The 18553-nt window shown below is 51.3% G+C and carries 18 protein-coding genes; 5 read left to right on the forward strand and 13 right to left on the reverse strand.

What is annotated here, in order from left to right:
* Positions 1-392: 392 nt before the first annotated feature.
* The 7 genes from AC5JMP_RS23845 to AC5JMP_RS23875 form a co-directional block, all read right to left on the reverse strand.
* Positions 393-740 carry a hypothetical protein gene (locus AC5JMP_RS23845; protein ID WP_495853998.1) on the reverse strand — a complete coding sequence of 116 codons (348 nt, stop codon included), beginning with the start codon at positions 738-740 and terminating at the stop codon, positions 393-395.
* 34 nt (positions 741-774) lie between these two features.
* Entirely contained in the window at positions 775-1026 is a 252-nt protein-coding gene (locus AC5JMP_RS23850) for a Clp protease/crotonase-like domain-containing protein (RefSeq protein ID WP_495853999.1), read from the reverse strand.
* Between the two features lie 4 nt (positions 1027-1030).
* Positions 1031-1771, reverse strand: coding sequence for an SDR family NAD(P)-dependent oxidoreductase (locus AC5JMP_RS23855; protein ID WP_495854000.1), 741 nt, complete (start codon positions 1769-1771; stop codon positions 1031-1033).
* 22 nt (positions 1772-1793) lie between these two features.
* Complete coding sequence (locus AC5JMP_RS23860) at positions 1794-2417, reverse strand: FMN-dependent NADH-azoreductase (protein ID WP_495854001.1); 624 nt, start codon at positions 2415-2417, stop codon at positions 1794-1796.
* A gap of 19 nt (positions 2418-2436) precedes the next feature.
* Positions 2437-3261 carry an alpha/beta fold hydrolase gene (locus AC5JMP_RS23865; RefSeq protein WP_495854002.1) on the reverse strand — a complete coding sequence of 275 codons (825 nt, stop codon included), beginning with the start codon at positions 3259-3261 and terminating at the stop codon, positions 2437-2439.
* A 116-nt stretch (positions 3262-3377) separates the two neighbouring features.
* Positions 3378-4025: a response regulator gene (locus AC5JMP_RS23870; protein WP_495854003.1), complete on the reverse strand. Its 648-nt coding sequence runs from the start codon at positions 4023-4025 to the stop codon at positions 3378-3380.
* Between the two features lie 9 nt (positions 4026-4034).
* A complete protein-coding gene (locus AC5JMP_RS23875) occupies positions 4035-6206 on the reverse strand; it encodes a GAF domain-containing protein (protein ID WP_495854004.1) in 2172 nt (723 codons plus the stop codon).
* A gap of 433 nt (positions 6207-6639) precedes the next feature.
* Between AC5JMP_RS23875 and AC5JMP_RS23880 the strand changes: the two genes are divergently transcribed.
* Positions 6640-8667 (forward strand): adenylate/guanylate cyclase domain-containing protein, encoded by a 2028-nt coding sequence (locus tag AC5JMP_RS23880; RefSeq protein WP_495854005.1) that lies wholly within the window; start codon positions 6640-6642, stop codon positions 8665-8667.
* On the forward strand, positions 8664-10106 hold the full coding sequence (locus tag AC5JMP_RS23885) for a mechanosensitive ion channel domain-containing protein (protein ID WP_495854006.1): 1443 nt from the start codon (positions 8664-8666) through the stop codon (positions 10104-10106). The genes AC5JMP_RS23880 and AC5JMP_RS23885 overlap by 4 nt, the downstream gene beginning before the upstream one ends.
* Before the next feature lie 356 nt (positions 10107-10462).
* Here the strand turns inward: AC5JMP_RS23885 and AC5JMP_RS23890 are convergent, their stop codons facing one another.
* Positions 10463-12130 carry a glycosyltransferase family 39 protein gene (locus AC5JMP_RS23890; protein WP_495854007.1) on the reverse strand — a complete coding sequence of 556 codons (1668 nt, stop codon included), beginning with the start codon at positions 12128-12130 and terminating at the stop codon, positions 10463-10465.
* A gap of 665 nt (positions 12131-12795) precedes the next feature.
* On the opposite strand from AC5JMP_RS23890, the gene AC5JMP_RS23895 reads away from it, so the two are divergent.
* Positions 12796-13110 carry a carbon dioxide-concentrating mechanism protein CcmK gene (locus AC5JMP_RS23895; RefSeq protein WP_495854008.1) on the forward strand — a complete coding sequence of 105 codons (315 nt, stop codon included), beginning with the start codon at positions 12796-12798 and terminating at the stop codon, positions 13108-13110.
* A 199-nt stretch (positions 13111-13309) separates the two neighbouring features.
* Here the strand turns inward: AC5JMP_RS23895 and AC5JMP_RS23900 are convergent, their stop codons facing one another.
* Positions 13310-13480: a hypothetical protein gene (locus AC5JMP_RS23900; protein WP_495854009.1), complete on the reverse strand. Its 171-nt coding sequence runs from the start codon at positions 13478-13480 to the stop codon at positions 13310-13312.
* Positions 13481-13630: 150 nt separating this feature from the next.
* On the opposite strand from AC5JMP_RS23900, the gene AC5JMP_RS23905 reads away from it, so the two are divergent.
* Positions 13631-14437: a biotin--[acetyl-CoA-carboxylase] ligase gene (locus tag AC5JMP_RS23905; RefSeq protein ID WP_495854010.1), complete on the forward strand. Its 807-nt coding sequence runs from the start codon at positions 13631-13633 to the stop codon at positions 14435-14437.
* Between the two features lie 122 nt (positions 14438-14559).
* Here AC5JMP_RS23905 and AC5JMP_RS23910 read toward each other — a convergent pair whose 3' ends face one another.
* The 3 genes from AC5JMP_RS23910 to miaB form a co-directional block, all read right to left on the reverse strand.
* On the reverse strand, positions 14560-15108 hold the full coding sequence (locus AC5JMP_RS23910; RefSeq protein WP_495854011.1) for a Uma2 family endonuclease: 549 nt from the start codon (positions 15106-15108) through the stop codon (positions 14560-14562).
* 38 nt (positions 15109-15146) lie between these two features.
* Positions 15147-15449 (reverse strand): DUF6464 family protein, encoded by a 303-nt coding sequence (locus tag AC5JMP_RS23915; protein WP_495854015.1) that lies wholly within the window; start codon positions 15447-15449, stop codon positions 15147-15149.
* 61 nt (positions 15450-15510) lie between these two features.
* On the reverse strand, positions 15511-16869 hold the full coding sequence (gene miaB, locus AC5JMP_RS23920) for a tRNA (N6-isopentenyl adenosine(37)-C2)-methylthiotransferase MiaB (RefSeq protein WP_495854012.1): 1359 nt from the start codon (positions 16867-16869) through the stop codon (positions 15511-15513).
* Positions 16870-17227: 358 nt separating this feature from the next.
* On the opposite strand from miaB, the gene AC5JMP_RS23925 reads away from it, so the two are divergent.
* Positions 17228-17644, forward strand: coding sequence for a ketosteroid isomerase family protein (locus tag AC5JMP_RS23925; RefSeq protein WP_495854013.1), 417 nt, complete (start codon positions 17228-17230; stop codon positions 17642-17644).
* Between the two features lie 37 nt (positions 17645-17681).
* Here the strand turns inward: AC5JMP_RS23925 and AC5JMP_RS23930 are convergent, their stop codons facing one another.
* Positions 17682-18419: a hypothetical protein gene (locus AC5JMP_RS23930; RefSeq protein WP_495854014.1), complete on the reverse strand. Its 738-nt coding sequence runs from the start codon at positions 18417-18419 to the stop codon at positions 17682-17684.
* Between the last annotated feature and the right edge of the window lie 134 nt (positions 18420-18553).

Consider the following 18553-nt stretch of genomic DNA (forward strand, 5'->3'; position numbering starts at 1 on the left):
CAAGCAGGAATTTCCTAGAGGACTTACGCAAGCCCTCTAGCTGTAGTGCATTTTTGTTGTGTGTGGTGGGCGCAGCCCACCACACACAACAAAAATGCGTAAGTCTTATCCTAATAGCTTCAAGCATTTGATCGGCCGGAATTGACCGGAATTAATTTGAGCTTGAATAAGACACTTTTCTGAAAATCATTTGCCCTGTTTGGGTCTTAAATTGGTATGAGAATACCCAGAGCTTGAAGCCTTTACCAGGTTAGACTAACCTACCCCAGAAAATAAGTAGCCGAATGAAGAAGACATCGGGCTAGCGGTGTTCATTCGTTCCTAAATGTTTATGTTTAGAGTTTTGAGGGGTGTGCATCCGAGCATAGTTTGAATGCAAGGTTTAATTGATGCTATGGGTCAAGAGGTTCACCGATATGGAGTTCAAAATCAGTGGGTTGTTGCAATCCACTTTGCAATAGAACTCGGATACACGCCCAAGTGGTGGGATGAGACGCCGCTTCAAAAAACTTTGTCTCGCTGCTCCCGATGTCTTCCAACGTCGGTAGGCTCGTGCGCTGGCTGATCGATTGTTTTGCTGTAGCGATGGCTTGGCGGTCAAACCCAGCAATGCGCCGGGCAAGCCGCTCAACAAAGCTGTCCAACTCCGCGTCTGGGATGGAGCGATCGACCCAAGAGGGCGAGGATAAATTTGCTGCCCACCCCACGGGCTTGACCGCGCAGAACGCTGTTTGTGACAATCGGCGCGCACTGCAATCGAAGCGTGACATCTGGTCAAGGCGACAGCCCAGTAGGGGCAGACTGGGTGCTTAGTTCGGCAATTCTGGCGAGATTGACAGGGACCCTGAAATTGTCCGGCACCGCGCTGTCGAAAACAACGACTTTGAGTTCTTGATCACCTCCAAGCGGCTCAATTGATTCCTGCAACCTATCACTCATCTCCGGATCGAAGAGGTTGAGGGGCGGATTGTGGATCGACATCCGCAGATAGGCGGCGGAATGCCGGGTGAGCTGTAGTGTCGCCATGGGGTCAATGCAGCCCTCCGGTGATGTAGAGCGTCTCGCCAGTCATCCAGGAGGAGTCGTCAGAGGCGAGAAAAACGACACCAGGAGCAATGTCCTGAGGTTGCCCTATGCGCCCCAGCGGAGTGGTCGATGCCACGGCATTACCATGGTCTGCGATCGCACTGGCCTGAAACCCTTCAGTCTCGATCAAGCCGGGATTGATCGAGTTCACGCGGATGTGCCGGGGCGCGAGTTCTTTCGCAAAAGATCGGGTGAGGCCGTCCACCGCCGATTTGGTGGAGTTGTAAACGGCAGATCCGGCGGGCGACAGCGTGCTGACCACCGAACTCATGTTGATGATCGATCCGCCGTCAGAGCCGATGTGTTTGACGGCTTCCTGAGTGGTGAGGATCAGCCCCAAAACGTTGAGGTCATACTGGCGGTGAAAGTGCTCCGGGGTGATCTCGGCCAGGGTCAGAAACTCGTAGACCCCGGCATTGTTGACCAGGATGTCGAGTTTGCCGTAGGTGCCAACGGTTTCTTTGAACAACCGGATGATGTCCGCCTGATCCGAGACATTCGCCTGCACCGCGACGGCCTTTCCTCCGGCTGCGGTGATCTCTGCAACGACGCGGTCGGCACCCTCCCGGCTGGAGGCGTAGTTGACAATCACGGACGCGCCCTCCGCTGCAAGGTGTTTGGCGATCGCCGCCCCGATACCTTTAGATGCTCCCGTGACGACGGCTACCTTTGCTTCAAGTTTCATAAGAGTCTCTGAGGGTTAGGATTTAGAATTCGGCAGCTAGTTTTGCGGCGAAGAGTTTCGCGGCCTCTACGGTCTCATCCTTAGTAGGGGAGAGCGTGGGTTCTACCAAAATCTCTCGGATGTCGGTGAAGCCGAGAAACCCGAAGATCTGCTTGATGTAGGCGCTTTGCTGGTCGTAGCTTTCTGCCCCGGAGCCTGGGCCATAGGCACCGCCACGAGCGTGGATCACGACCAGCGGTTTGCCGATGACCAGACCTTTGTAGCCCTCCTCCGGGCTAAAGCTAAACGTCAGCCCTGGCTGGGCAAGGATATCGATGTAGTGTTTCAGCTTGTAGGGGATGCTGAAATTCCACACCGGCAGCGACAGCAGGATCTTGTCTGCGGATTTGAACTGATCGGCGATTTTTACCACCGCATCCCAGGCTGCGACCTGTTCTGGGGTATGCTCCTGACCGTTCAAGACGGCGTATTTTGCGTTGATCGTATCGCCGTCGAACTCAGGCAGGGCGGCTTCCCAGAGATCGAGCGTTTCGATCCGGTCGCTGCCGTTCGTGGCTTGATAGGTGGCGATGAAATGCTTGGCGACAGCGATGGAGGCGGAGCGATCGCCCCGCGGCGAAGATTGGATGTGGAGTAGTGTTGCCATGATGGGGGAGTTGAGTGGGTCAGGATTTGAGAAATTCGAGCAGATCTTCGTTGAGCTGGTCTTTGCTGGTGTCGCCGAGGCTGTGGGAACCGCCCGGATAGATTTTCAAAACGGCGTTGGGGACAAGTTTGGAGGAAAGCAGAGCGGATGCGCCGATAGGGACGATCTGGTCGTCGTCGCCGTGGATAATCAGCGTGGGGACGTCGAATTTTTTGAGATCTTCAGTGAAGTCGGTTTCCGAAAATGCCTTGATGCAGTCATAGGCATTCTTGTGGCCAGACATCATGCCTTGGGTCCACCAGGATTGGATGGTGCCTTGGGAAACCTGTGCACCAGGGCGATTGAAGCCAAAGAACGGACCACTCGCCACATCCAGATAGAACTGCGCTCGGTTAGCGATGGAGGCAGCGCGGAAACCGTCGAACACCTCCATCGGCAGACCGCCGGGATTGGTTTCGGTCTGGAGCATGAGCGGTGGCACAGCTCCCATCAGCACGGCCTTGGCCACACGGCTGGTGCCGTGGCGTCCGATGTAACGCGCCACCTCACCGCCCCCCGTGGAATGCCCGATCAAGGTAACGTCTTTTAGGTCTAACGCCTCAAACAGCTGCGCCAGATCGTCGGCATAGGTATCCATGTCATTGCCGCCCCACGGCTGGCTAGAGCGCCCGTGACCACGGCGATCGTGGGCGATGCAGCGGTAGCCTTGGGAGGCGAGAAACAACATCTGCGATTCCCACGCATCTGCCGTAAGCGGCCAGCCGTGGCTAAAGGCAACAACGGGGCCGCTACCCCAGTCTTTGTAGTAAATACTCGTCCCGTCCTTTGTGGTGATCGTGCCCATGGCCTGATGATCGGTGGGTTGACAACAGACTCATCATTGCCAATTTCCTAGAGTTGGGTCTAGCCAGCGTCAGACCAGATTTTTTCTACTCCTTTTGAAGGAGAGAGAGTCAAGTTTCAGGGGTGCAGCAACCCACGTCGGCTGGCCTCAGAAATGGCCTCGGTGCGGCTAAGCACATTCAGCTTGGGGAAGATATTGCGTAGGTGAGACTTGACGGTGGTTTCGCTAATGAATAGACTCAGACCGATTTCTTTATTGCTTTTGCCTTGTGCCAATAGCGCCAAGACGCTCAGCTCGCGCGCGGTTAGCTCCGTGGTGCCGAGGCTAGCAGCCAGCTTTGCCACCAGCCCCGGCGCGATGCAGGTTTCACCCCCATGGACTTGCCGGATGCAGCTCAGCAACTCCTCGCGCTGCGCGTCCTTCAGCAGATAGGCTTTCGCCCCCGCTTTGACCGCCCTGGAAATGTCGTTGTCTGTGTCGAAGGTGGTGAGCACGATGATCCGCGCTGAGTTATCTCTCGTGCGGATGGCTTGGATCGCGCCGACCCCGTCGAGCAAAGGCATACGGAGATCCAACAGCGTCACGTCAGGACGGTGCTCGATCCAGGCGGTGACGGCTTCAAGACCGTTGGTCGCCTCGCCCACGACGGTCATGTCTTCCTGACGACCGATCATCGTCGCCAGCCCTTCACGCACCACGGCATGGTCATCCCCGATCAAAACACGGATTTTTCCAGGCGGGCGCAGGGTTGAGGAGGGTCTCATAGGGCAGGGTTATTTGAATGAAAGGTCGATGCGCACGCGAGTTCCTTCCCCCAGCGCACTGCGAATCAGCAGCTTCCCGGTCATTCTTTCGACCCGTTCCTGGATGCCGATCAGCCCAAAGCCGTCGTGGATTGCGTTGGGATTGAAGCCGCGACCGTCATCGCTAAGCTCCAAGAAAAATCCGTCTGGGGTGAAGGCGATCGCAGCGTCGAAGCGGGTGGCCTCCGAGTGACGAAGGGCATTGTGGAGAACTTCCTGGCCGATCCGCAGCAGGTTTTCCTCCCATTCCGGCGGCAGTTTTCGACTGGCACCGTGAACGGAGAAATTTAGCTGGAGTGAAGTGCCCACGGTCATTTTCAGGAACAGGGTTTCGAGGGCATCCGGTAGCGTTTTGTCCTCCAAGGCCAGGGGGCGGAGGGCGCGAACCGAGCGTCGGGCCTCGCCCAGGCTGTCGCGGGCGAGTTCGCTGGCACGGGCGACATGGGCATCAGATTCTAACCGCATGCCCTTGGCTGTCGCGTCTTCGGCGGCATCGAGCTGAACGATGATGCCGGTAAAGCCTTGAGCCAGGGTATCGTGGATGTCACGGGCCAGGCGGTTGCGTTCTTCCATCACGGCGGCGTCGCGGCTTTGGGCGGTCAGACGGATGATCTGAATGGCCAGCATAGCTTGGTGAGCCAAGGCGCGGGCCAGCTCGATTTCCTGAAAATGGAAGGAACGTTTGCCCCGGAACCGGATACTGATCAGGCCAAGCACCTTTCCGGCTATGAGTATGGGAACGCAGAGAGTGGCGACGATGCCTTTCTGGACAATGCGGGCGATGATTTCCCGGACTTCTGGGTTGTCCACAGACTCGCCCATCCAGGGGTGCCAGGGCTGATCAGAGGGGGTATGCAGCTTTACGCGGGGCGGATCGGCTTCCAGATCGCCCAGCACACAGTGTTCACCACTTTTGAAAAAGACTGTCCAGATAGGATGATGTTCTGGAGGACCCATAGGTTGGGTCATTTTAGCCTGCTCAGGTGTGGCTAAATGAAAGGTCTCATCTTCATAGTTAGCCAACAGCTGAACTCTGCCGATTGTCTCGACCATTTCCCAGACCCCAAGGCCATGGGCACCCAATTGCCGATTGATGGTGTGAAGGACATGTTCGAGCAGTTTTTCTGGCTGCGTTTCCTGGGAGAGTTCGGCTAGGGTGTGGGTGAGGGCACTGAGCTGCCCGCGCGCGAGGTGCTCGGATGCCTGTAGGGCTGACGCTGCCCGGTCGCGTTCGATCGCAATGCTGGTGATGTCGGTGAGCTGATCGATGAGATGAAGCTGATGCGCGGTGGGCAGACACGGAGTGCGCGAGTAGGTGGCGAAAACGCCGATCACCTTGCCATCCTGAGCGAAAACGGGTGAGGACCAGCAGGCTTTCAAGCCATGGCTAAGGGGCAGATCGGGCAGCTCCTCCCACAGCGGGTCGGCGGCAATATCTGGGACGATCACCTGCTCACCCTGCCTGGCTGCCCTTGCACAGGCACCACTGCTAAACTCGAATACCCTGCCATCCATAGCGCGGTTGTAGCTGTCCGGCAGAGTGGGAGCCGCCCCGTGCCGAAATCGGTACTCATCCCAATCCAGCAGTAGGATCGAACATAGCGAGCCTGGCGACAATTCGCCGACCAAATGGCAAAGCGCGTCCAGTGTGCGGCAGAGCGGCTGGCTCTTGGCAATCATTTCGAAAATTTGCTTCTCGCCCGCCAGCAGCGCCTCTGCCCGTTTGCGATCCTCGATGTCGGTGTTCGTGCCATACCATTTGAGAACCGCTCCCGCAGCGTCCCGCAGGGGAATGGCACGGAACAAAAACCAGCGATAGTCCCCGTCATGGCGGCGCAAACGAGCCTCTGTTTCTCCTGGTTCGCCCGATGCTAATATTGAGTTCCAGTAGGTCAATAGCCTGACCAGATCTTGCGGCAGCACTGCCTGCTGCCAGCCCCAACCGCTGGCTTCCTCCAGATTTAGCCCTGTGTATTCCCGCCATCGCTGGTTGAGAAAATCGATGTGCCCGTCGGAACGCGAAGTCCACACTAGCTCCGGAATAGAGTCCACTGCAATCCGGAATGAATCCTCAACTGATGGGGAATTCGATAACCCGGCCGGATGCTGATGGTTCTCATGACGGGTGGTGGGGGTGGACATGATCTTAATTCTGGTAATACACCGTTTAGAGCCAGCTGCTAGTCCTGAGTTCGTGGCGTCCTGCCTCACATCAGATGTGAGGCAAGACGCTCACCGCTACACCAATGCTTATTGCAATTCAACCTTGAACTTGTTGTCAGACTGGGAACTCGATAACCGCTATTTGAAGGGGGCACGCGTCGCGCGCGCTTTTCAATTCAACCGATCGCCAATTTCTTAGTCTGCCTGAATCGATACAGTATCGTAAACTACCAAGCTTTAATATTACCTACGGCTATTTTCAGATGACTGCTAAAAGTCTAGCAGTAATGGTTCTATGCGATTGCTCAACAATTTCAGTATCAAATCAAAGCTTATTGTGATGCTGCTGGCAGTCAGCAGTTGCTCCATTTTATTGACGGCATACATAGGTTATCGCAGTGGGCAAACGAACTTGACTAATCGAGTTTTCAACCAGTTAACCAGCGTTCGAGCATCCAAGGCGTATCAAATCGAAGCCTACTTCAAAAACATTCAAAACCACACCCAAACCTTGAGTGAAGATCCATCAGTGATTGCTGCGATGCAAGAGTTTGACGCAGCGTATCGGCAGCTTCAATCTGCTAATGTGCCTGATTTATTTGACGAAAAGATTGCCACCTACTACCGCAACGATTTTTTGCCCCGGTTAGCAAAAGTAGATGAAGGTTCACCCATTCTTCAATCCTATACGCCAAAAGCGACAGCTTCGCGTTATCTCCAATATCACTATATTGCTGCGAATGCTAATCCAGTAGGCAAAAAACATTTCTTAAATGCTGCCAAGGATGGTAGTGAATATAGTGACACTCACGCCCGGTATCACCCAATTTTTCGCAAGCTCATTGAGAAGTTTGGTTACTATGACATGTTTTTGATTGATCCAGAGGGCACGATCGTCTACACCGTCTTTAAAGAGACCGACTTTGTTAGTAACTTTGAGACTGGTCCTTACAAAGATAGTAACTTGGCGGAACTTAGCGCGATCGTGCGGGAATCAAAAGAAAGGGACTTCTCAAAAATCGTCGATTTTGCTGCCTATTCTCCATCCTATGGCGCACCTGCTGCCTTCATTGCGGCTCCCATTTTCAATCAATCCAAACTCATTGGGATTCTGGCGTTTCAAATGCCAGTGGATGAGATTAACAATGTGATGACAGGCAATCGTAACTGGGAAAGCGATGGTCTGGGAAAAACAGGAGAAAGTTATCTGGTAGGACGTGACTTTTTAATGCGATCGATTTCTCGGTTCCTAGTGCAAGATCCGAAAGGATATGCTCAGGCATTGCGATCGATAGGCTTTAAAGAACCAGACATCAACCGCATTCAGCAATACAACACCTCAATTCTGCAACAAAATGTGCAAACAGAGGCAGTGGAAGAGTCTTTAGCGGGGAGTCAAGGAACGCAAATCATTGATAATTACCGGGGTATTCCGGTTCTCAGTTCCTATGCACCTCTCAAAATTGATGGATTAGATTGGGTGATTTTGTCAGAAATGGATCTGGCGGAAGCGTATGCCCCGATTTATTCTCTCCAAAACCAGATTCTAGTTTATGCAACCTTACTGATGTTGCTGGTCACTCTGATTGCGATGGCGATGGCGTATCTATTTGTCAAACCGATTAACAAACTGATTGAGAGTGCCCGCAAAGTTGCAGCAGGTGAACTCACCGCGATCGCTCCTCTGGAAACCGAAGATGAATTTGGGGAACTGGCGAGATCCTTTAATGCTATGGTTCGCAGTTTGCGGACTCAGACCAACCTAGTGGAACAGAAAAATCAGGAAAACGAGCAATTATTGCTGAGTGTGTTTCCGGCAGCGATCGCCAAACGGCTCAAACGAGGCGAGAAGGATATTGCCGAAGATGTGTCCAATGTGTCGGTTTTGTCCGCAGAACTGACCGGGTTTTCTAAACTATCGGCTTCGCTGACAGCTTACGAAATTGTCGCCATCTTGAATGATTTGGTGACCGCCTTTGATGAAGTCACAGAACGCTATGGTATGGAGAAAATAAAAACAATTGGCGATAGCTATCTGGCAGTGTGCGGGCTATCGGTGCCCTATCTGGATCATGACAGACGGGCAATCGATTTTGCCATGGAAATGCTTGCCATCATGCGCCGCTTTACCCATGAAAGGGACTTTAAGTTGAATATTCGGATTGGCATTAATTCGGGTGATGTGGTAGCTGGAATTGTTGGCAGGAATAAATTCATCTATGACGTTTGGGGCGACACGATTAACCTCGCCAATGCCCTGCGATCGGTTTGCCCCCCTGGGTCTATCCTCGTGGCACAAGCGGTTCACCATCGTTTACATGATCTCTACGAGTTTGAGGCAATGGGAGAACTGGTTGCGAACGGCAAAACGAAAGTGGATGCGTGGCGGTTGAAAAATACCCAGTTATCAGTGCAGCCGGAGGGAGTAAAAATTTCATGAACAGTGTGGCGCTACAAAACAACTTGCTGATCTGGGCGATCGCGCTGGTACTCGGATTTCCGCTGCTGGTGATCATCCTGGGAGAGGCGATTCATCGCTTAAAGCGGCGTGGCAAACCGATCGCCGCAACCCTACGGCTCGTTCGCAACTTGATTCTGCCCGTTCTCGTTTTTTTGCTGTTCATGCAGCATGTCCTCAAACTTGACACCGATGGCAGATGGGTGAAAAGTATTGAGACCTTACTTTGGGTCTGCGTGATTCACGCGGCGCTCTCCCTGCTCAACGTGATTTTGTTTGAACAGGCCGAAGCCGATACCTGGCGTTCTAGGGTGCCCAAACTACTGATCGATCTGGCTCGATTGTTTCTGATTTTGCTGGGCACCGCGATCGTGCTGGCAACGGTTTGGAATGCGGATCTGGCAGGATTAGCAACCGCTTTGGGCGTAAGTTCGATCGTGATTGGTTTGGCACTTCAGGACACGCTGGGTAGCGTCACCTCCGGCATTGCGCTCCTATTTGAGCGTCCCTTTTCGGTGGGAGATTGGTTAAATATTGGAGACATCGTGGGGCAGGTCACCGATATCAACTGGCGAGCGGTTCGCCTCCAAACCCTGGAACGCGAAATGGTGGTCATCCCCCACAAAGTCGTCGGCGGTGAAACGATCCGCAACTTCAGCCAACCGCAGCGCCTCCATGCAGAACGAATCCAGATTGGGTTTTCTTACAAGGACCCGCCCAATCTAGCAAAGCAAGTATTGAAAAGCACCGCATTGGAAACTCAGGGCATCTTAACCAATCCGGAGCCTCAAATTTTCACCCTTGCTTATGATGATTCTGCCGTGACCTATGAGGTGAAGTTTTTCATCCAGAACTATGGAGATTTGGAGGAAATTCGCGATCGCTTCATGACTCGCGTCTGGTACGCTGCCCAACGAAATAACTTATCTATTCCTTTCCCTATCCGCACGCTTTACCACTTTCACGGTCCCACCACTCAAGCTAAAGGGCTTTCCAAGAGAGTTGCTGATAGCCTGCAATCGATTCCAGCCTTTGTGCCCTTAGATAAAGAGGGAAATGGACAGAGTTTGTCTCAAGGAATTGTGCTTCAGCACTTTGGTGCAGGTGAAAAGGTTGTGCGACAGGGAGACCCCGATAGTCCCTTGTATATCATTGTTTCAGGACAGGCAATTCTCTCGGTTGTAGATGATCTACATAGAGAACACGAAGTATTGCTCCTCAAAGTAGGCGAGTTCTTTGGCGAAATGGCGCTCTTTTCCGGTGAAGCCAGCCCGGTATCAGTAACGGCTGCTGACGATCTAGAAGTGATGATGATTTCTTCCGGTGTTGTTAATCAGATGATTGAACGTCAACCAAGCTTTGCCCGTGAAATTGGTCAAATTCTAGAAATTCGGCGAAGAGCGATTCAATCAGTAGAATAAAATCCAGTTCAACATCGGGGCTGACAACAATTCGATACCGTTGGCGAATTGACTAGAGGAAAATAAAAGCTTCTGAATCCCATGTTCTCAGGTTAACTCAGCAACTAAAGTAACCAATGTTATGGCGCTCCGCGCGACTCTCAAAAAATAACTCATTGGATCTAAGCGCGTAGCGCTATATCATCACTCATGACACGTTTTAGCGTATCTACTCTCTGCAAAGTCTGTCGTGGTTCCAATTCAAATTGGTATAACTTTTTCTTGGAGAAGGTGCAGTTGTAGCCACTTTTTCTTCTTTTTATGAGTTATCTAGGCAGTAAACTTATACGCGTTTAACTTCACTTAGATATTAGAGCTTACTGGATAGGCGATCGCTGATAGAGGCTTAGAGTGAACTGATCCAAATCCATCGTCCCGGATAACGTCTCTGTACGTACCAATTTGTACTGAGACTGCAAAACATTTTTAGCGGCTTGAGTAAACTGTTGCTTCTCAATCTCAGTTGTGGGTTCATCCCAAACGGGACGTTCAGGGTCAAGCCAAAAGATACGGTCATAAGAAGCTGCCGATGCCAGAGTTTTATCTAGAGCAGGAGCAAACTGGTTAGGGGATGCAGCCAACAGGCTAACCGAAATCTTGGGATCAATGTAGTACGCTAGTCGAAGAATATGTCCCCAGGCTTTGGAGTTCATCACAATCAACGTAGACCGTCCCGCATCTGTTTGAATGGCAGCGCTGATGGTGTGAAACATTTGGCGAGTACGAAGTGTGTAGTCCCCGACCCCAATGCCAAGATACAGGGCTAACAAAATGGTGATTAAAGGCTTTTGCCATTGTCCAGTTGCTTGTTCTAACCATGACGCTAGCAGTAGTAAACAACCAGGGAGGACGAAAATTACGCTTCTTCCATGTCCCCAAGCCAGCGTTGACTTACTCGTGGCAAAATCTATTCCTACTACTAGCAGGAGTGGGAAAATTCCCAAAATAAGCGCAATTCCTAAAACCTGGCGATCGCCGCTCTGCCAAAGCCTAGTGGCAGCTATGAACAGGAACACAGCCGCGACCATACCCGTTGCAAGCGCAATACCATGGGGTACAGTGGTTGACCAACCGCCTGAAACAAGCTGAATTCCCAAGACTTCAAGGACATTCTGTACTTGCTTAACCAATCTATCAATCAGTCCTGCGGATTCAGAAAAACGGTTCAGATCCGCATTTCGCAGTTGCTGACGAGTTCCCCACAGTAGCCAGGGAACCGTCCCAGTAAGACCTAGACCCAGCAGAGCACCATATTGCCACCAGTGTCGTCGATCTAGGTAAAGCGCTAAAACGCCCAATACGATCACCCAGTAGACGAAGAAATAAAAGGTGAAAAAACCACCTGCTACCGAAATAACGAGCAAACTGCTCCACAACACCTGTTTGCGTCGATCGATTGCGGTGCGATCGCTGTTTATAGCCGACAAGCTGAGAATCGCCCAGGCACTGAGTGTCGTCCATAAAACGAGTGAACCATACATGCGGACATTGAGCGAATGAAATAGATAAAAAGGATTGGTTGCCAGTAAAGCGGATAAAATCAGCCCACCCCGATGTCCTAAGACAGCTCGACCCAGTCCGTAAGCACTAAAGATGGCGCCAAGGCTTAGAAAAATACCTAAACTCCGCACTTGAGCAACGGCATTGCCAAAAAGGCGCAGCCAGACATGCTGGGTTAGGTAGAAGAGAGGAGGATGTGGTTCACCTCCTGCAATACCTCTAAAAACTTGTTTAAGGGTAACCAGAACGTTATTAAGCCCAGATTCAAAGGGCAAATTTAGTAGGGATGTATAGTCAGAAAGCAAGACAGGCAAATCACCGGGTGTACGATAGGCAATTTTCTGTCCTCCTGAGATTAAGAGGGATAGAACTTCGTCATACCAAAATTCTTGGCTGCTCAGATTCAACACTCTTACGAAAACCGCAAATGCAATTGCGGCAACCAGGAAGATTTCTAGGGAAAAAGATAGCTTGATCTGTTTCATACTTGGGCTTAACAACATTAGGCATATGCCTATGAATCCCTCAGATCAGGCAATTAGTGTAATGCCCCCCAAATTTCAGACAAGTCTGTTTGAGCAAGACGCCCAAAGTAGCTAAGACCAGCAGCGGATTGCCGAGTTAGAGCGGCTAGTTGGACAGTTGCCCATGAAACTGGAGATAGCAAAAAAGGTATCGGCACTTGAGCGACAGTAAAAACAGGCGCTAGTGGAGCAGATGCAAGGTGAGTACCCCGAAGTGCCCCCCCTTGCTTTAGCCTTCACTGCGATCGAAGTAAGGGGGTTACTTCAGCGAAGCTTAGAGAGACTTCTGCTCTCAATTCCATGTCATGACTGAATAGCGGTACACTTAGTGGTTAGATACAGTTTTGAGAAATCAAGATTTTATTTGACACCCTATCCTGAATTTTATTGATAGTGCTGCGCAACGCCATTGAGCGCAGAGGCTTTAGTTGTGGTTCTCAGAGCTACTACTACCGTACTTAGCTAATACGCACGGCATTCTATAAAACAGGCAACAAAGGAAACCTGATGAATATGGGCTGGTCACCATATCAACCCATCAGGCAGATTCGTTCCAATGGAAACAGTGACGGATGTCCGGGTGTCTATCAACCCTCAAAACCCTCAAAAAGGTTAGGCGTATCTTTATGTCAATTGCTGTTGGAATGATTGAAACTCTGGGTTTCCCGGCGGTTGTCGAAGCGGCGGACGCCATGGTGAAAGCAGCTCAGGTTACCTTAGTCGGCTACGAAAAAATCGGCAGTGGTCGAGCTACCGTCATCGTCCGGGGCAATGTTTCCGAAGTTCAGGCCTCGATCGCTGCGGGCATTGAGTCGATCAAGCGGGTTAGTGGCGGCTCTGTGCTGTCAACTCACATCATTGCGCGCCCCAATGAGAACCTAGAGTATGTGCTGCCCATTCGCTACACCGAAGCAGTCGCGCAATTTAGAGCTGTGATGTAAAACGCTATTTTAAGAAAAGAGTGTAGCGTGAAGCGCCGCGCTCTTTTTCTCAACTGGGTGCGTTCTTTGATTCGCCTCAAGGGTGGACAAGTGAATTGCGATAGATGGCAAAACCCTGCGCCAATCCTACAGCAGTTTTCGGATTGGTAAGCCACAGAAGTAACCTTACACAACAGCTTTTTCTGGCAGTTCTTGTGGCTTATTCAAGCAGCAACCGCTGTAATACATTGAGATAACTCGTCACTCCAGGCGCTTGAGTCTTCCACAAAACGCCCCAGAACAGCAGTAACAACCACTCGAATGTTGCCTCGCGGTTAAAGACGGGACGCAACTCAAGCAGGATTTGCTCAATCCGTTGATAGAGTCTCATAATGGACTTGGCTGATTGTAGTTATTCAGCCAGTTTCCGGCATTCCGCCCACTTTGCGGTTGGAATGTCCTTTTTTATTCTTTAGCGTCTATCGCGACAAGAACTTCGCACTGTCCAGCTGAATGAGCTAATGACCAGAACTCCTTTTTGATGTCTCATGAGCTTATCTCAATCGCTCTCGATCGCCCCGCAGCCCCTTGGCTCCACTGGCTAGAGCAATGCCCTAGCACCAACACTTGGGCGATCGCTCGTTTCTCTACTCTTCAGCATGGCGATGTCGTGTTTACGCGCCAGCAAACTGCCGGACGCGGACAGCAGGGGCGTACATGGCAATCGCCCCCTGGAGTGCTAACGGCTAGCGTTGTGCTGTCCATTCCGACGGAGCATCTGCCGGGACTAAGTTTGGCTGCCGGATTGGCGGTGATTTATGCGATCGAAGATCTTACTGACCTCCAAGAAACCCTGCGTCTGAAGTGGCCAAACGACGTGATGTTACAGGAACGCAAGTTAGCCGGAATTTTATGTGAAAGCGTCGCAAATCACCGCAATAGTCAAGTCGCTGTGGGCATCGGACTCAATCGCTGTGCAGACTTCGCCCCATCTTGTTTGGAAGATAGCCTCATCCAGAAAGTGATTAGCCTCCATCAGGTTAGCGCAATCGTTCCCGATGAGATCGCGCTGCTGGAACGGCTGCGTCACTATCTTCTGGAAACAGCAGGACTCTGGCGATCGTCTGCTCCTAACTCTTGCCTGATGGCACTACTACCTGCCCTACGTCAGCGAGACTTTTTATGCAGTAAGCTCATTACTATTGAGTTGCTTGGAGAACAGATCACGGGCAAGGCGATGGGAATGAGCGATCGCGGTGAATTGCTGCTGCGGCTTGCAGATGGCAGCTTACGCGCCTTCACTTCAGGACATGTACTTTGGCAAAACCTAGAGCCATCTCAACTTTAGATCAGCAGCAAACGTTTGCCAGGGTTATAACAACCGCCAAGGCGGTTAGGACGGGGACATTTAGGGTGGGGCGCTTCGCACCCCACCCTAAATGTCCTCAGCAAACTGGCGACAGCTATAACTTAGAATTCAGGTGCCCAGATTTCTTCTAGCGGTAGCTCCCATCCAGGTAAAACATCTGGAACTGTGAGAATATCTTCTCCTTTGAGAAAGATGGCTTCCTGATTGTGACGGCGAATTTCTACCCACTTTTGCTGGGGATGAATCAGAATCCCTACGGTTGTTCCTTGCTCTAGGAAACTGTCTAGTTTCTCTCTAAGCTTGTCAAGTGAGTCCGTTGGGCTTTTGACCTCTACTGCAATATCTGGCGCAAGCGGGGCAAAGCTTTCTGGGCTGATGCGTAATCTTTCTGCTTTGACAAAGCTGACATCAGGCGATCGTGTGTCCTGATTGGGAAGGCTGAATCCTGCGCTAGATGCCGTCACTCGACCTAGCTTACGAGGCTTGACCCAGCTATAAATCTCTCCAACGAAATTGGCAGCAACTTCATCTGAGTTGTACCCTGACGGACTCATGACAATGATTTCTCCTTGAATTAACTCTAGGCGATGGTCAGGTATCTGAGTTTGTAGCTCTATTAGGTCTTTTGAGGTTAAAGATAGTCCAATCATTTTTGTAGACTCCTAAGATGACCTAATCAATTTGCTGCCTAATCAATTTGCTGATAGTGAGAGCAATCCTGACAAGAACCGCTGGGATTGACTGCACAGCGAATATAGCTCGATCGCGCATTAAATTTGCAGGTTAAATCGCCAATAATATAGCCGATGCCCTCGACGTAATGTTGATCGGGCGATCGGAGTGAATGCTGGAGAGAAGCCAGCCCCCTAGCTGCAAAAGAGTCGATCGCTAGCTGCAACCGCGCTTCTGCTCTAGCGCTAGTTTGTCGCGCAAACCACAGCGATAGCAGTGAGGGAGTCAAACCTAAGACAAGGATGAAAAACGTGATCATCACGGGATTCTCGACTGTCGATTAGCGTTGGCTTATTTTTAGAATGATGGGAACAGACCTGCTAGAGGCAAGCGAGTTGCTTGATCGGCTCACCCGTGAGGCTGAAGGGGCGAATGGTCGTGATTTTAACCGGGACAGTCTGACCCTTGAGCTGAGCAATATCCCCCTGAAAGAAGGTGAGGCGATTGCCTCTGGTTCGACCCATAACCTGAGTCGGATCTTTGAGATTTTGATCTTCTACCAAGACTTCCTCAATGCGACCCAGATAGCGCTGCGATCGCTCCCCTGCCTGCACAGACACCAAATGATTCAGGCGCTGAAGGCGATCGCTCTTCACTTCTTCACTCAGCTGATTATCCCAAAGGGCAGCCGGAGTGCCGGGACGCGGTGAATAGGCAGCGGTATTGATCAAGTCAAAGCCAATATCTTCTATCAGCTTCAGGGTATTTTCAAACTGAGCTTCAGTCTCGCCCGGAAAGCCAGCGATCGCATCGGCGCTAATGGACGCATCGGGCATATAGCGGCGAATCGTGTCAATAATCCGCAAATACTTCTCGCGAGTGTAGCCCCGCGACATCGCTTTTAGCACGTCATTGTCACCCGACTGAAACGGAATATGAAAATGCTCACAGACTTTAGGCAACTCTGCGCAAGCCCGAATCAGCCGTTCGGTGAAATAGCGAGGGTGACTGGTGGCAAATCGGAGGCGATCGATTCCCGGCACATCGTGGACATAGTACAGCAAGTCCGTCAAAGTATGCAGGTGACGACCATCCGCTGTTGACCCCGGTAAATCGCGTCCGTAGGCATCAATGTTTTGTCCCAGCAGCGTCACTTCTCTAAAGCCCTGCTGTCCTAGTCCTTCCATCTCGGCACGGATGGCTTCGGGTGTACGAGATTGTTCTACGCCTCGGACGTTAGGCACAACGCAATAGGTACAGCGCTCGTTGCAGCCGTAGATCACGTTGACCCAAGCCGTTACGGTGCTGTCTCGCCGAGGCTTAGTGATATCTTCAACAATCTGAATTGCCTCTTTAGCCACAACCTGATTGCCGCTAAAGACTTCCTCTAGCAGATCGCGCAGCCGATGAGCATGCTGTGGTCCCATGATCAGGTCAAGTTCGGGCACACGGCGCAGCAGCGTTTCACCTTCTTGTTGGGCGACACAACCCGCCACAATCAACGTTAGATTGGGCTGTTCGTGCTTTCGCTTAGCCTGTCTGCCCAGGTAAGAATAGACCTTTTGCTCGGCGCTGTCCCGAATGGTACAGGTGTTGTAAAGAATGACGTCTGCCTGATTGGGATCTTCTGACCACTGAAAGCCCATTTCTTCCAAAATTCCTCCCATGCGCTCAGAGTCGGCTTTATTCATCTGGCAGCCAAATGTGGTGATGTGATAGCGGCGAGGAGAGAGGGTCATGGATGGCTCAGGCTTAAAAAGATTAGGGTTAGAAGATACGATTCTTTCCGTAATTTATTATAGAAGTTATGGAAGGCTGATATAGAAGTTATAGAAGGCTGAATTGGCGGATCGTGCAGGGATTAAACCTTAATTGTCAGAAATCTGGGTAAAAAAAGCCCCCCAACTTTGCAGCCAGGAGGCACATCCCCTATCCGAAGGAACTAAGGTAGTGTGCCCGAATTTACTAAGGGGGGAACAGTGAAAGAGAGGAATAGCAGCACAATTCAGTAATTTACGACTTCGGGCATAGAGTAGATTTTCCTAGGGCTTGCTAATCTGTGCGAAGTACAGAGCCAGACAAATTTGGCAGGCAACTATGAACTCATCTACTGACCTGAGTACAGCTTCGGAAAATGCGATCGCTGGGGTCTTGTCTCCCACCATCCTTCGCTATTTTGAAACCCTCAATGCTGAAGCTTTTCAGCTCACTGCCCGCCTGTTTGCAGAAACAGGAAAGCTCTATCCTCCCTTTGAAGGGGCGATTGTGGGGCAAGAGGCAATCGCTGCTTACTTGGAGAAGGAAGCTAGAGGAATGAAGGTCTTGCCTCGTGAGGGGGTTCTCCAAACAGCCGAAGCCGGAACCACTGAGATCAAAGTCATGGGTAAAGTACAGACAGCACTCTTCAGCATCAATGTGTCTTGGCACTTTAAGCTGGATGCTCAGGCTAAAATCTTGACGGCTCAGGTCAAATTGCTGGCTGCCTTGGAAGAGCTGCTCAGCCTACAGAAATAGGACTCACAGAAATAAAATTTGCAGGGCTAGGCGTGAATCAAGCTTTGGCTTTAACGTTGAGCTTGCCGGGTCTGCGCCGTGCCATCCGCACTGAATAGGGTAACACTCCCACCAGTAGGGCAAACGCTTCATCCGGAATACGGGCGATCGTCTCCTGATCAAAATAGTTTTCAAACTGATTGAGAATCATTTGGGCACGCTGGAGCGGCACAGACTGGTCAGTAAACTGTTGAGTCAAACGAATCCATTGACGGCGAATTAGATAGGCATCATGCCGTTCTTCATGCGAGTTGGGCTGGATGATAGACAAATTGCCAACAGGAATTACCGCTTGGCAGTCCAAATCAAAAACTCCTCCTACGGCAGCTCCAGGCCCTGCAAACTCGGCATAGAAGGGTTTGTACAAGATTAATCCGTTGCGCCGACGGCTATTCACAACCCAGAGACGACCAGTTTGCAAGTACTTCAAAATCTGTGCAGCTTCCGCATCTTCAACGGTAGATGGGCAGTGAGTAGGCAAGGAATCAGGGGTCAAAGGGTCAGTGGGCAAGCATTCAGCAGTTTGAGGGTCGGCAGCAGGGCGATCAATCGAGGCTTCACTCTGGAGCTGGAGTTGGGGCGTATTCATCCGCTGAGGCATTACAGCCTCAGAAACCGTAGCCTCGGAAACTGTAGCCTCAGAGCCTGTAGTCTCAGAGCCTGTAGTCTCAGAAATAGCATCAGCAGGATGGGTGAAGGAAGTAACCGGATAATGCCACTGATTTTGACTAAGCATCTCAACCTAATTTGAGGGATTTCCTAGAGCACAGGGCGATCGATTACAGGAGTTCGAGAAGGCTGTAGGCACGTCTGAAAACTTGGGCAACTTATCTAAGAGGCTTTTACTTCAGGCAACATAGCTGCTTTTAA

It is taken from the genome of Drouetiella sp., assembly GCF_059504425.1.